General features: G+C 60.8%; 11 protein-coding genes and 1 other RNA gene. All 12 read left to right on the forward strand.

Going from position 1 to position 13,348, the window contains the following annotated elements:
- The first annotated feature begins 143 nt into the window (after positions 1–143).
- Positions 144–770, forward strand: coding sequence for a lytic transglycosylase domain-containing protein (locus G6K99_RS10625; protein WP_062581112.1), 627 nt, complete (start codon positions 144–146; stop codon positions 768–770).
- Between the two features lie 67 nt (positions 771–837).
- Entirely contained in the window at positions 838–2,058 is a 1,221-nt protein-coding gene (locus G6K99_RS10630) for an FAD-binding oxidoreductase (protein WP_174196512.1), read from the forward strand.
- A 42-nt stretch (positions 2,059–2,100) separates the two neighbouring features.
- Positions 2,101–2,547, forward strand: an RNA gene (gene rnpB / locus G6K99_RS10635) — RNase P RNA component class A.
- Positions 2,548–2,990: 443 nt separating this feature from the next.
- Complete coding sequence (gene mraZ, locus G6K99_RS10640; RefSeq protein ID WP_062457964.1) at positions 2,991–3,425, forward strand: division/cell wall cluster transcriptional repressor MraZ; 435 nt, start codon at positions 2,991–2,993, stop codon at positions 3,423–3,425.
- Positions 3,426–3,439: 14 nt separating this feature from the next.
- Positions 3,440–4,465 carry a 16S rRNA (cytosine(1402)-N(4))-methyltransferase RsmH gene (rsmH, locus tag G6K99_RS10645; RefSeq protein WP_174196513.1) on the forward strand — a complete coding sequence of 342 codons (1,026 nt, stop codon included), beginning with the start codon at positions 3,440–3,442 and terminating at the stop codon, positions 4,463–4,465.
- Between the two features lie 3 nt (positions 4,466–4,468).
- Positions 4,469–4,936 (forward strand): hypothetical protein, encoded by a 468-nt coding sequence (locus G6K99_RS10650; protein WP_062581108.1) that lies wholly within the window; start codon positions 4,469–4,471, stop codon positions 4,934–4,936.
- Positions 4,936–6,684: a penicillin-binding protein 2 gene (locus tag G6K99_RS10655; RefSeq protein WP_062456158.1), complete on the forward strand. Its 1,749-nt coding sequence runs from the start codon at positions 4,936–4,938 to the stop codon at positions 6,682–6,684. The genes G6K99_RS10650 and G6K99_RS10655 overlap by 1 nt, the downstream gene beginning before the upstream one ends.
- Positions 6,685–6,743: 59 nt before the next feature.
- Positions 6,744–8,216 carry a UDP-N-acetylmuramoyl-L-alanyl-D-glutamate--2,6-diaminopimelate ligase gene (locus G6K99_RS10660; RefSeq protein WP_062456161.1) on the forward strand — a complete coding sequence of 491 codons (1,473 nt, stop codon included), beginning with the start codon at positions 6,744–6,746 and terminating at the stop codon, positions 8,214–8,216.
- A complete protein-coding gene (locus G6K99_RS10665; RefSeq protein ID WP_174196514.1) occupies positions 8,213–9,646 on the forward strand; it encodes a UDP-N-acetylmuramoylalanyl-D-glutamyl-2,6-diaminopimelate--D-alanyl-D-alanine ligase in 1,434 nt (477 codons plus the stop codon). The genes G6K99_RS10660 and G6K99_RS10665 overlap by 4 nt, the downstream gene beginning before the upstream one ends.
- A gap of 30 nt (positions 9,647–9,676) precedes the next feature.
- Positions 9,677–10,780 (forward strand): phospho-N-acetylmuramoyl-pentapeptide-transferase, encoded by a 1,104-nt coding sequence (gene mraY / locus G6K99_RS10670; protein ID WP_062456167.1) that lies wholly within the window; start codon positions 9,677–9,679, stop codon positions 10,778–10,780.
- Between the two features lie 4 nt (positions 10,781–10,784).
- Positions 10,785–12,191 (forward strand): UDP-N-acetylmuramoyl-L-alanine--D-glutamate ligase, encoded by a 1,407-nt coding sequence (gene murD, locus G6K99_RS10675; RefSeq protein WP_174196515.1) that lies wholly within the window; start codon positions 10,785–10,787, stop codon positions 12,189–12,191.
- A 2-nt stretch (positions 12,192–12,193) separates the two neighbouring features.
- Complete coding sequence (ftsW, locus tag G6K99_RS10680; RefSeq protein WP_062456173.1) at positions 12,194–13,348, forward strand: putative lipid II flippase FtsW; 1,155 nt, start codon at positions 12,194–12,196, stop codon at positions 13,346–13,348.

The following is a 13,348-nucleotide window of genomic DNA, read 5'->3' on the forward strand; positions in this document are numbered from 1 at the left end:
GCGTGCCCAGACGGGGGCTGCCAAGATAAACCTACAGGTCTTGTAAAACCTCGCGTCGTCGTCCGGCGTCGCGACGAGGGATGTTTGCGTATCACGATATCCCGCGAGCCTGTTGTTCCGGAGATACTTTAGAATTGACTAAGATGACTTGTGCGGTCGCGGCAGGCATTGCCATGCTTTTCGCGGGATGTGGATCTGTGCGTGCCGAAGACGGCGGAGACGTGGTTCGGGTTTATGTCAAACCGCTGACCATTCCCTGGGAGACACGCGAAACCGGGTTTGCGGCCCCGACGGCCACCGAGAGGCAGATGGTTCGCCGGATGCATTATACGACGCTGATCGCCAAATATGCCGATCAATACGATGTGCCGTTCGACCTTGCTGAGGCTGTCGTGCAGATCGAAAGCAATTTCCGCCCGACCGTGAAGGGCAGTGCCGGCGAGATCGGCCTGATGCAGGTGAAGCCGGCGACCGCAAGGCTGATGGGCTACAAGGGCCCTGATTATGGCCTCTACGATCCGGAAACCAACATTCGCTACGGCATGAAGTATCTGGCGGGCGCCCATGATCTGGGTGGCGGCAAGATTTGCGGCACGATCCTTAAATACAATGCGGGCCACGCCGCCAAGCGTATGAACCCGACGTCCAAGCGCTACTGTCAGCGGGTCGAAGCGGTTCTTGAAGACAACAAGGACGATGTGATCGAAAAGACCTTCGCGTTCGATTTTCCGCCGAAGGGGTATGCGGTGCTGGCGCCTCTGGTATTCTGATTCCGGAAACGGTTAGAACTGCCTGAAAAGAGCGGCATTTCGAGCTAGGGAATCGAAAGGACAGGGCATGGCGGCGCGGTTCAAATACATCATCATCGGAAGCGGCATGATGGGGGCGGCAGCGGCCCGGCATCTTTCCAAATGGACCGATGGTGTGGCGTTGATCGGGCCGGGCGAACCTGACGATTACCAGCGGCATGACGGCGTGTTCGCAAGCCATTACGACGAGGCGCGCATCACCCGGACGATCGATCAGGATCCAGTCTGGGCCCGCCTCGCCAATCGTTCGATCGAGCGCTACGGCGAGATCGCGTCCGAAAGCGGTATCGATTTCTACTCGGAAGTGGGCTGTCTGATGGTCGGGCCTGGGCGCGCCGGACTGCAGTCCTATGCGCCCGGGCGTACCGGGCAGCCATCCTATGTCGGTCGCGTGCTCGATGCCGCCGGGCGGCTCGGGGTCGAGACCGAAACGCTGGGGCATGATGCTCTTTCGAGCCGGTTTTCATATTTCGCCTTTCAGGATGGCGCCGAAGGCGTCTGGGAGGAGAAGCGGGCGGGGCACATCAATCCGCGCCGGCTGGTGAAGGCGCAATGCCTGCTTGCGGAGCGCCAGGGTGCCACGCTGATTGCCGAGACCGTTTCGGCCGTAAGCCAGGACGGAGCGATCGTGACCGTGACGACGGCGGAAGGGCGCAGTTACACGGCCGACAAGGTTCTTGTGGCGGCAGGCGGCTTTTCCATCAACGAGGCACTTGTCGGCGCTCGTCTCGATCTCTCAGTCTATGCAAGGACCATCGCGTTCTACGAGGTCGGCGAGGGGGCGATGGAGGAGCTGAAGGCCATGCCATCGCTGATCTGGAAATGGAACGAGGAGGATGACGGGATCTACCTTCTGCCGCCGGTCCGTTATCCTGACGGGAAGACCTATGTGAAGATCGGCGGCGATCCGGATGATCTCCTGCTGCCGTCAGAGCCCGAGATACGGGACTGGTTCAAGAGCGGCGGACGCGAGACGACCCGGCGCCACCTGACCGACGTGATGGAACGGCTGATGCCGAGGCTCGATCTGTCGCGATCTTCCATGGCAGCCTGCGTCACGTCTTTCACGCCGAACAACTATCCGGCCATCGCCATGACGGCGTCCGACCGGATCGGTGTTCTGACCGGCGGTTGTGGCGCTGCCGCCAAGAGTTCCGACGAGATAGGCCGGCTCGGCGCCGAACTGATTTTCCACGGGTCGATCATCGACGATGGCTATCCGGTCGATTTCCATGCGGAATACCGGTAGGCCTATGGCCTTATCTGCGCATCTCGGCTATGAGCCGCGCGACCAGTTGGCCGGGCAGCCGCACTTTACCAATGCCGAAAGGCGGTAGGGTGAGGAAAGTCCGGGCTCCACGGAAACACGGTGCCGGATAACGTCCGGCGGGGGCGACCCTAGGGACAGTGCCACAGAAAGGAAACCGCCCCGCTTTCTGATCGACCGGATGACGCAATGCGTCAAGGGTCGATGAGATAGCGGGGTAAGGGTGAAAGGGTGGGGTAAGAGCCCACCGCGCGACCGGTAACGGAAGCGGCATGGTAAACCCCACCGGGAGCAAGACCGAATAGGGATGACGCGGGACGTGCGACAGTACGTCTACAGCCTGTTTCCGGGCCAGTCATCCGGGTGGGTTGCGCGAGGCGACGTGTAAACGGCGTCCCAGATGAATGGCTGCCACGTTCCGGTGTTCGCACCGGGGCCATACAGAACCCGGCTTACAGGCCAACTGGTCACTACTCTCTTCTGATTCGTCAATTGTGCCCGTCCCCGACGGGGCAATCTGACATGCAAATTGCCCGATTTCGGTGCCGCTTTTTATATGAGCAGGCCGGAAAGCGCCTTGCGTTTCCGGCTCTTAGCAACTGTCAAAATATCACTTGCGAAGGGTCGCAAAGGCAGTTTCTCCAAAGCGCTCAATAACCCTTTGTTAAACTTAACAGCTTATAAATAAATCCGAACATGGAGGAGCTTGCAGGGCCTCTCCCATTGACGCCCATATGGTCCCATGGTATCCCAAATTCGCACTGCACAAGGGCTTTTTGCCCATCAAATCAAGAGTTTCGATCTCACAATCGGGCAAGCATCTGCTTATCCGCACGGATCTCCCTTGTTTGAATCTAAGCAGTCTGGCGGGAAGTTTCCCGTGTCTTTTGCGAACGGGGCGGGTGTTTGTTGCGATGAGCCGCTTCCTGTCGAATGCGACGAACAGGATCGATACGAAGGGGCGGGTCTCTGTGCCTGCCGGCTTTCGCGCGGTTCTTTCCGAGCGCGGAATTCAGGAGCTCTACTGCCTCCAGGATTTCATCTATCCGGCGATCAGCGTCGGCGGTCCGGATCTGCTCGATCGCTACGAGCGGCAGATTGCGTCCGTCGATCCGTTTTCACCGGACGCCAACAGGATGTCGCTGCTGATTCACGGCGGCGGTGTCTTCATGAGGCTCGATGCGGAAGGCCGGCTGATGGTCTCGGATTTCATCCGGGATTTCACGGGTATCAGCTCGGAAGTCACTTTCGTCGGGCGTTCGGATCATTTTCAGCTTTGGCAGCCGCAAGCATTTCACGAGGCGCAGGCGGCAGCACGGGAGGGACGTTTGAGTTCACGTCCCGCATAGTACAGGAGAGCGGGATGTCGGCGAATCCAGGCGAAGGTCAAACTGAGCCCGAAGGCGGACCGGTTCGCCATATTCCAGTTCTTCTGCACCAAGTGGTGGAGGCGATTCAGCCTCTTCCTGGTAAGGTCATCCTTGATGGCACCTTCGGGGCGGGCGGTTATTCGTCCGCCCTGCTGGCTGCCGGTGCTGACGTCATTGGCCTTGATCGCGATCCTTCCGCAATCGCCAATGGACAGGCGCTCGTCGCCGCGCATGCCGGTCGCCTCTCTCTCATTCATTCACAGTTCTCGCAGCTTGCCGATCATGCGCCGGAAGGCGGGCTCGATGGCGTCGTGCTCGATATCGGCGTGTCCTCGATGCAGATCGATGAGGCCGAGCGCGGCTTCTCGTTCCAGCGCAACGGTCCCCTCGACATGCGCATGTCGAGCAATGGCGTATCGGCGGCTGATGTCGTCAATCGCGCGAAGGTCGGCGATCTCATCCGCATCTTCGGCTTTCTCGGCGAGGAAAAACATTCCGGTCGTATCGCACGTGCCATCGAAAAGCGCCGCGTGACCGAGCCCTTCCGCACGACGCGCGATCTCGTCAATCTCATCGAGAGCGTCAATCCGCGTAAAGCCAAGGACAAGCTCCATCCGTCGACGCGTGTTTTTCAGGCGCTGCGCATTTTCGTCAACGACGAACTCGGCGAGCTGGCACAGGCGCTGTTTGCCGCCGAGCAGGCGTTGAAGCCCGGTGGCCGGCTCGTGGTCGTCACCTTCCATTCGCTGGAAGACCGGATCGTCAAGCAGTTCTTCGCCGATCGCTCGTCCAAGACCTCCGGCTCCAGGCATCTGCCGATGGTTGCGGTGAAGGAAGCGATCTTCGATCCGCTCGGCAAGGCGATGGTGGCGGCAAGCGAGGAGGAGGCGGAGATCAATCCGCGCGCCCGTTCCGCCAAGCTGCGCGCCGGTATCCGCACCGAAGCAAAATCGCGTGGCTCCGACATGTCGATCTTCGACCTGCCGAGCCTCGCAAGCCTTTCGACATTGGGGGTCTGACGGATGTTGAGAAGCTTCGATCTCGTGCTGATCGGCGTCATGACGGCAACGGCTGTCGTGACCTATTCGATCAAGCATCGCGCCGATGAGAAACTTGAAGAGGTCCGGCGTCTCGAAACCGAGATCAGGCTCGAGAAAGATACGATCGATCTCTTGAGGGCTGACTGGGCGCTTTTGACTCAGCCAAACCGTCTTCACCGGCTGATCGGCGTCTATGGCACCGAGCTCGGCCTTGGCGCGACCGATACGACGCAACTCGCCATGCCCAAGGAATTGCCGATGATGAAGTCGCGTCTGCCGCAGCCCGAGACCACCATCGAGGACATCATTTCCGGCAAGGACAGTGAAGTCGCAGCGGCGCTGAAGGGCGTCGAGGCTGCAAAGTCCAGGCCTCCGTCCAAAATACCGGTACCCAAAAACCGTGGTGCTTCTTCTCTTGATGTTCATTCAACCGGATCGGTGAGACGCTGATGTCCTTCCTGTCACGAATCATGGTTTTGAAGAGCAGGGCGCATTTTTCGGCCGGTGGCCGTGGCCGCCCAACGATGCGCGGCGCGTCCTTTGAAGGTACGCGCAAGCGCAAGTCCGCCCAGGCGAAAAACCGCGTCGGCCTCCTGATCGCCGGCTTTGTCGCGTTCTACGGCGTCATCGGCGGACGTCTCGTGCAATACGGCTTTGCGATGCCGGAGGTAACGTCGAGCATTCTGCCGGCAGACCGGTTCATGGCGTCGCGCCCGGATATTGTCGACCGCAACGGCGAGGTGCTGGCCACCGACATCCGCACCGTCTCGCTGTTTGCCGAGCCGCACAAGATCGTCGACGCCGACGAGGTGATCGAAAAGCTCGCGACCGTGCTGAACGATCTCGACGTGAAGGGCACCTATACGAAGCTTCGCTCCAATTCGCATTTCCAGTGGCTGCGCCGCCAGCTGACCCCGAAGCAGCAGAGCCAGATTCTGGCACTCGGCATCCCGGGTATCGGTTTCCGGCCTGAGAAGCGCCGTTTCTATCCCGGTGGCAGAACTGCTGCGCATCTCGTCGGTTACGTCAATATTGACAACCGCGGCGTCGCCGGAATGGAACGCTACATCGATTCCCAGGGTCTCGCGGACCTTGCGGCCGTCGGCATGACCTCCGATCAGCCGCTTGAGCCGGTCAAGTTGTCGATCGATCTGCGCGTGCAGGCAATCGTTCAGCAGGTCGTTGCCGAATCGATCGGCAAATACTCGGCGATCGGTGCAGGCGCCGTCGTCATCGACGTTCACACCGGTGAAATCCTCGGTATGGCATCCGCACCGGATTTCGATCCGAACGACCCGAACGGCGTGGACGCTGAAAAGGGCTGGATGAACCGCATGTCGAACAGCACGTTCGAAATGGGCTCCACCTTCAAATCCTTCACGCTCGCCATGGGTCTCGATGACGGCAAGATGAACCTGCAGAGCTCGTTCGATGCGCGCTTCCCGATCCGCATCGGCGGTTTCACCATCAAGGACTTCCATGGCAAGGGGCGCGTGTTGAGCGTTCCGGAAATCTTCCAGTATTCTTCGAACATCGGCACGGCGAAGATCGCCGACATGGTCGGCATTGCGGGACACAAGGACTTCCTGACGCGGCTTGGACTTCTCAGCCGGATGAAGACCGAACTGCCGGAAATCGCGATGCCAAGTCAGCCGCGTGAATGGAAGAAGATCAACTCCATCACCATCTCGTTCGGTCACGGCGTGTCGACGACGCCGCTACAGACGGCTGTTGCCGGTGCGGCACTGGTCAACGGCGGCAAGCTCGTTCCGCCGACATTCCTGCCCCGCACCCAGGCGCAGGCCGACGAGATCGCCACCCAGGTCATGAAGCCCACGACCAGCAAGGACATGCGCTTCCTGTTCGAATGGAACGGCATCAACGGATCGGGCCGCAATGCGCGCGTGGCCGGCTTCAATGTGGGCGGCAAGACCGGAACGGCGGACAAGGTCGTCAACGGCCGCTACGCCCACGACAAGAACTTCAACGCGTTTCTGTCTGCCTTCCCGATGGACAATCCGCGCTATGTCGTCCTGTCCTTCAGCGACGAGCCGAAGACCGACAAAGGCAATGGCGCCGCGCTTGCTGCAATGTCCGCAGCACCCATGGTCAAGGAGATCATCGCGCGGTCTGCTCCCATTCTCGGTGTAAAGCCAAAATTCGGCAATGACGGTTCTGCCCTGCTTGTGTCTTATTGAGGATCAAGAACGGGCCCTCGATTCGTGAGGGAGCCTGCTGTTAGATGGAAAGATTACCGATGAAACTGCGCGATCTTGCCGGAGACGATTTTCCGGAAGCGGCCGATATCCTGGCTGGACCAGCCGGTGATGTGGATATTCTCGGTCTTTCCTCGGACAGTCGGCAAATCGCCGAGGGCATGCTGTTCGCAGCTCTTGCTGGATCCAAGGCTGACGGGTCGCGCTTTGTCGACGATGCCGCCGCCAAGGGCGCGGTTGTCGCCATCGCGTCCCATCCGGCAGACAGCAGCATCCCGGTTGTGGTCGTGGACAATCCACGCCGCTTTCTAGCAATCGCTGCCGCTCGGCTGTATGGCGCTCAGCCGGAGACGATGGTTGCGGTAACAGGCACTGCGGGCAAGACTTCGGTTGCCTCTTTCACCCGGCAGATCTGGGCCTATGCCGGCCATGCGGCTGCACAGATCGGCACCACGGGCGTCGTCTCGCCTGATCGCAACGACTACGGCTCGCTGACCACGCCTGATCCCGTCGAGCTTCAGAAGCTGCTGGCGGAACTCGCGTCCGAAGGCGTCACCCACGCGGCGATGGAAGCGTCCAGCCACGGTCTCGACCAGAGCCGTCTCGACGGCGTCAAGCTCTCGGCTGTCGGTTTCACCAATCTTGGCCGCGACCATATGGACTACCATCCGACCGTCGAGAGCTACATGGCCGCCAAGATGCGGCTGTTCGATACGCTGGCACCTGCGGGCGCTCCGGCCGTGATCTTTGCCGACGACCGCTGGACTGAAACTGCGATCGAGGTGGCACTTGCTTCAGGCCTCAGCATCCGGACCGTCGGGCGCAAGGGCGGTTATCTCTGCCTGAAGCGTGTCGAACACTTCCGTCACAAGCAGACCGCGGAGATCCATGCGGACGGCAAGATCTATGAGGTCGATATCCCGCTCGCGGGCGACTTCCAGGTGGCCAATGCGCTGGTTGCCGCAGGACTTGCGATGTCGACCGGCGTTCCGGCCGCCGTCGCCATGGCAGCGCTTGAAAAGCTCGTCGGCGCGTCCGGCCGGCTCGAGCTTGTCGGCCAGACGAAGGATGGCGCGCTTGCCTATGTGGATTACGCCCACAAGCCCGATGCGCTCGAGAACGTTCTGAGCTCCGTGCGTCCGTTCACCACCGGCCGCGTGGTCGTTGTGTTCGGCTGCGGCGGAGATCGCGACAAGGGCAAGCGTCCGATCATGGGGGAGATTGCCACCCGCCTCGCGGACGTGGTGATCGTCACCGACGACAATCCTCGCTCCGAGGAGCCAGCCACGATCCGCTCCGAGATCATGGCGGCAGCGCCGGGCGCGGAAGAGATCGCCGACAGGGCAAAGGCAATCCGTCACGCGGTCGGACTGCTCAAAACTGGCGATACGCTGATCGTTGCCGGCAAGGGGCATGAGGAAGGACAGACGGTTGGGGCAACGACATTGCCGTTCTCCGATCATGTCGAAGTGCGCAAGGCATTGCAGGACCTGGCGGAGGGCGTAGCATCGTGAGCTTTCTTTGGACCTCGCAGGAAATGGCCACCGTCATGGACGGCCGGCCGATCGGGCAGATGCCGGAAGGCGTCACCGGTCTTTCGATCGACAGCCGCGGCATCACCGAGGGTGAAGCCTTCTTCGCCATCAAGGGTGACCGGGTCGACGGGCATGACTATGCCAGCATGGCGATTGCCAACGGTGCATCGCTGATCGTCGTTTCAGAATCGAAGCTGCCGGCAATGGGCCGTCTGACGATCCCGATGATCGTCGTCGAGGACGTGCTGGCCGCACTCGTCAAGCTCGGGATCGCGGCGCGTGACCGCAGCCGCGCCCGTATCGTTGCCGTGACCGGTTCGGTCGGCAAGACGACGACCAAGGAAATGCTGCGGCATGCGCTTGCCCCGTCCGGCAAGGTGCATGCGGCCGTCGCCTCGTTCAACAATCACTGGGGCGTCCCGCTGACGCTTGCGCGCATGCCGTCCGATACGGATTTCGGCGTGTTCGAGATCGGCATGAACCATGCCGACGAAATCCGGCCGCTGGTCAAAATGGTGCGCCCGCATGTGGCGATCATCACGACGATTGCGGCCGCCCATCTCGGGCATTTCAACAGTCTCGAAGAGATCGCGGCTGCCAAAGCCGAGATCCTTGAGGGTATCGAGCCCGGCGGGGCTGCCATCCTCAACCACGACAATGCACAGTTTGCGCTGCTGGAACAGAAAGCCCACGAGTTGGGCGTCAGCCATGTCATGACCTTCGGCCAGCATGCAAAGGCCGACTATCGCCTTGCCGATTTCGAGGGCAATGCCGAGAGCTCCGTTATCTGGGCCGTTCTCAATGGCGAGACGAAGGAGTTTGTGATCGGCGCACCTGGCCGCCACATCGCCGAAAATGCCATGGCAGTTTTAGGAGCGGCGCTCCTCCTCGGTGCCGACATGGGCTCGGTGGGGCAGGCGCTGGCCGAACTCAAGGCCGTCAAGGGCAGGGGACAGCGCCATCGTCTCGGTATTGGCGAAGGCCATTTGACGCTGATCGACGAGAGCTATAACGCTAATCCGGCCTCGGTTCGGGCCGCGATCTCCCTGCTCGCAGCGACAGCACCGGAACTCACCGGTCGCCGTATTGCCGTCCTCGGCGACATGCTGGAAATGGGCGAGTTCTCTGCCCAGGTGCACGAAGAGCTGGGCGGGCCATTGCTCGCCTCCGGGATCGAGCACGTCTGGCTCGCCGGCAAGGAAATGGGCGCTCTGCGGGATGCGCTGCCTGATAGTGTCGACGTACAGTATTTCGAAACGACGGACGCACTGACCGAATACGTCGTGCGCTCCGTCATTCCCGGCGACGTGCTGATGGTGAAGTCGTCACTTGGGCTTGGTTTCGGCAAGATCGTTGCCGCGCTGCTTGACAACTACCCGGCTTTTTCCGACACGGACCGCCAACCTTAAGACGACGCGGCTTTTTTGAAAGGGCCCTTTATGCTGATCTGGCTCGTGGAACTGGCAGACAAGATTCAGTTCTTCAACCTGTTCCGATACATCACGTTCAGGACGGGAGCAGCGCTCTTCACCTCGGCGTTCATCGTCTTCATGTTCGGGCCACGGATGATCAATTCGCTCCGAATCCGCCAGGGCAAGGGTCAGCCGATCCGCGCCGACGGACCGCAGACCCATTTCAAGAAGGCCGGTACGCCGACGATGGGCGGGCTGATGATTCTCGCCGGCATCGTCGGCGGATCGCTGCTCTGGGCCGATCTTTCCAACATCTACGTGGTCGCCACGCTGCTCGTGACGCTCGGATTCGGCGCGATCGGTTTTTACGACGACTATCTCAAGGTCACCAAGCAGACCGACAAGGGATTTTCCGGCAAGGCGCGCCTCGGCATCGAGTTCCTGATCGCCGGCATCGCCGTATTCTTCATGATGCGGCTTGCGATGGTGACGGAGCCGGCGGGAAACCCGCATCTGGCAACCTCGGTCGCCTTTCCCTTCGCCAAGGATTTCCTGATCAATATCGGCTATTTCTTCATCCTGTTCGGTGGCTTCGTCATCGTCGGCGCCGGCAATGCGGTCAACCTGACGGACGGTCTCGACGGGTTGGCGATTGTGCCGGTCATGATTGCCGCCGCGTCGTTCGGGGTGATTGCCTATCTCGTCGGTAACGCCGTCTTTGCAGGCTATCTGCAGATCAATTTTGTCCCCGGAACCGGTGAGCTCGCCGTCATCATGGGCGCGGTGATCGGGGCTGGCCTCGGCTTTCTCTGGTTCAACGCCCCGCCGGCTGCGATCTTCATGGGCGATACGGGTTCGCTGGCACTCGGCGGCCTGATCGGTTCGGTTGCCGTCGCCACCAAGCACGAGATCGTCATGGCGATCATCGGCGGCCTGTTCGTGATGGAAACGATGTCCGTGATCATTCAGGTTGGCTTCTTCAAGATGACCGGCAGGCGTGTGTTCCTGATGGCGCCGATCCATCACCATTTCGAAAAGCTTGGCTGGACCGAAAGCCAGGTCGTGATCCGGTTCTGGATCATCGCCGTCGGCCTCGCGATGCTCGGCCTCTCGACCCTCAAGCTGCGGTGATCCGATGATCCCGGTCACGACATTCAACGGAAAACGTGTCGCGCTTTTCGGTCTCGGTGGTTCGGGACTGGCGACCGCGCAGGCGCTGGTTGCCGGCGGTGCCACGGTTCTGGCCTGGGACGACAATCCTGACAGCGTCGCCAAGGCAAACGTTGCCGGCATCGAGACGGCGGACTTGCGAACCATCGACTGGAGCGCGCAGGCGGCCTTCGTTCTGTCTCCGGGCGTTCCGCTGACCCATCCAAAGCCGCATTGGAGCGCCGATCTGGCGCGTGCTGCCGGCGTCGAGATCATCGGTGATGTGGAGCTTTTCGTGCGCGAGCGCCGGGCGCATGCACCGGACTGCCCGTTCATCGCCATCACCGGCACCAACGGCAAGTCGACCACGACGGCGCTGATTGCGCATATCCTGCGCTCAAGCGGGCGCGACACGCAGCTGGGCGGCAATATCGGGACGGCGATCCTGACGCTCGATCCGCCGAAGGCCGAACGCTATTACGTCGTTGAATGCTCGTCCTACCAGATCGATCTGGCCCCGACGCTCAATCCCACGGCCGGCATATTGCTTAACCTCACGCCCGATCATCTCGACCGTCACGGCACGATGCAGCATTATGCCGACATCAAGGAGCGATTGGTTGCTGGGGCGAAGACCGCCGTCATCGGCGTCGACGACAGCTATTCGACGCTGATCGCCGACCGGGTCGAGCGCACAGGCGTCAAGGTTCGGCGCATTTCCAAGCGCAATACGGTCGCCGATGGTATCTATGCCGAGACAACCCGGCTCATCGAGATGAATGGCGGCGTTTCGTCTGCGCTCGTCGACCTCGATGGCATCCCGACGTTGAAGGGCAGCCACAACGCTCAGAACGCGGCAGCCGCAATTGCAGCCTGCCTGGCTGTCGGCGTGTCTGCCGATGACATCCGCGCCGGTCTGCGGTCATTCCCGGGCCTCAAGCACCGCATGCAGCCGGTCGGGAGACGGGACCATGTTGTTTTCGTCAATGATTCGAAGGCAACGAACGCCGAAGCCGCGGCCCCTGCGCTTTCCAGCTATGAGCGGATCTATTGGATTGCGGGCGGTCTTCCCAAGGAAGGCGGTATCGCAAGCCTCGCACCACTCTTCCAGAATATAACAAAAGTCTATTTGATCGGAGAAGCAGCACCGGCATTCGCAGCAACTCTTGGAGACACGGTCCCTTACGAGATTTCGGGCACGCTCGAACGGGCCGTTACCCATGCAGCCGCAGATGCGGCAGCCGACACTGTTTCGTCGGCAGTGATGTTGTCGCCGGCATGCGCCAGCTTTGATCAGTTTAAGAATTTCGAAGTGCGCGGCGATGCGTTTGTCGCACTCGTCGCAGCTCTCGACAGTGTGGACATGCTGGTCGATACCGGAAAAGGAAACTGAATATGGTAAGCCGCGCAGACCGTGGACCGCTCGCAGACTGGTTCTGGACGATCGACCGTTTTTTCCTGGCGGCCTTTATCATGCTGATGGGCATCGGGTTCATGTTGTCGTTTGCGGCATCGCCAGCCGTTGCCCAGCGCATCGGTCTCTCAGACTTCCACTTCGTCGAACGCCATGCGGTTTTCCTCATTCCGTCACTCGCCATCATGATTGGCCTGTCGTTCCTGACCCCGCGTCAGGTACGAAGGACCGCAATCGTGCTTCTTGCTCTTTCGCTGGCCGCGATGGTTCTGGCGTTGTTCTTCGGCGTCGAGGTCAAGGGGGCGCGGCGCTGGATCGGTGTCGGCGCGCTGTCCATTCAGCCCTCCGAATTCATGAAGCCCGCCTTCGTGGTGGTCTGCGCCTGGCTGTTTTCAGAGCACGCACGGCAGCCTGAAATTCCGGGCAATCTCTTCGCCATCATCCTGTTCGGCATCGTCGCGGCCCTTCTTGTCGCGCAGCCCGACCTTGGGCAGACGATCCTGACCAGCATCGTGTGGGGCGGCATGTTCTTCATGGCCGGCATGCCGTGGCTCTGGATCGTTCTGCTCGGCGGTGTCGGTGTCGGCGGTCTTCTGGCGGCCTATTACATGCTGCCGCACGTGACGGCCCGTTTCGACAAGTTCCTGACCGGCGAAGGCGACCGCTTCCAGGTGGAAACCGCGCATGAGGCGATCGTGCGTGGCAACTGGTTCGGTCAGGGACCGGGCGAGGGCATCGTCAAGCGGATCCTGCCCGACAGTCACACCGACTTCGTGTTCTCCGTCGCGGCCGAGGAATTCGGCATCATCTTCTGCATGGCGCTTGTTGCAATCTTCGCCTTCATCGTGCTGCGCGGCCTCAAGCATGCCTTCAACGAGCGCAACGACTTCAACCGCTTTGCCGTCGCCGGTCTGGTGCTGCAGATCGGCATACAGTCGATGATCAATATCGGCGTCAATCTCGAGTTGATGCCGGCCAAGGGAATGACGCTTCCGTTGATCTCCTATGGCGGATCGTCGATGATCGCCATATGTGTGACAGCTGGTTTTATTCTGGCACTCACACGTCACCGGCCGGAACGGCGCGCGCAGGAACGCAGCTTGTTCCGCGTCGCGTCCGGCGTTCCCGCGGAGTAG

The sequence above is a fragment of the Neorhizobium sp. AL 9.2.2 genome (genome assembly GCF_013317225.1).
GTDB classification, from domain to species: domain Bacteria; phylum Pseudomonadota; class Alphaproteobacteria; order Rhizobiales; family Rhizobiaceae; genus Neorhizobium; species Neorhizobium soli.

What these genes read in the sequence shown, in the direction of transcription:
- G6K99_RS10625 (WP_062581112.1), top strand. Translation starts at nt 144, where the DNA reads ATGACTTGTGCGGTCGCGGCAGGCATTGCCATGCTTTTCGCGGGATGT.
- G6K99_RS10630 (WP_174196512.1), top strand. Translation starts at nt 838, where the DNA reads ATGGCGGCGCGGTTCAAATACATCATCATCGGAAGCGGCATGATGGGG.
- mraZ (WP_062457964.1), top strand. Translation starts at nt 2,991, where the DNA reads ATGAGCCGCTTCCTGTCGAATGCGACGAACAGGATCGATACGAAGGGG.
- rsmH (WP_174196513.1), top strand. Translation starts at nt 3,440, where the DNA reads ATGTCGGCGAATCCAGGCGAAGGTCAAACTGAGCCCGAAGGCGGACCG.
- G6K99_RS10650 (WP_062581108.1), top strand. Translation starts at nt 4,469, where the DNA reads ATGTTGAGAAGCTTCGATCTCGTGCTGATCGGCGTCATGACGGCAACG.
- G6K99_RS10655 (WP_062456158.1), top strand. Translation starts at nt 4,936, where the DNA reads ATGTCCTTCCTGTCACGAATCATGGTTTTGAAGAGCAGGGCGCATTTT.
- G6K99_RS10660 (WP_062456161.1), top strand. Translation starts at nt 6,744, where the DNA reads ATGAAACTGCGCGATCTTGCCGGAGACGATTTTCCGGAAGCGGCCGAT.
- mraY (WP_062456167.1), top strand. Translation starts at nt 9,677, where the DNA reads ATGCTGATCTGGCTCGTGGAACTGGCAGACAAGATTCAGTTCTTCAAC.
- murD (WP_174196515.1), top strand. Translation starts at nt 10,785, where the DNA reads ATGATCCCGGTCACGACATTCAACGGAAAACGTGTCGCGCTTTTCGGT.
- ftsW (WP_062456173.1), top strand. Translation starts at nt 12,194, where the DNA reads ATGGTAAGCCGCGCAGACCGTGGACCGCTCGCAGACTGGTTCTGGACG.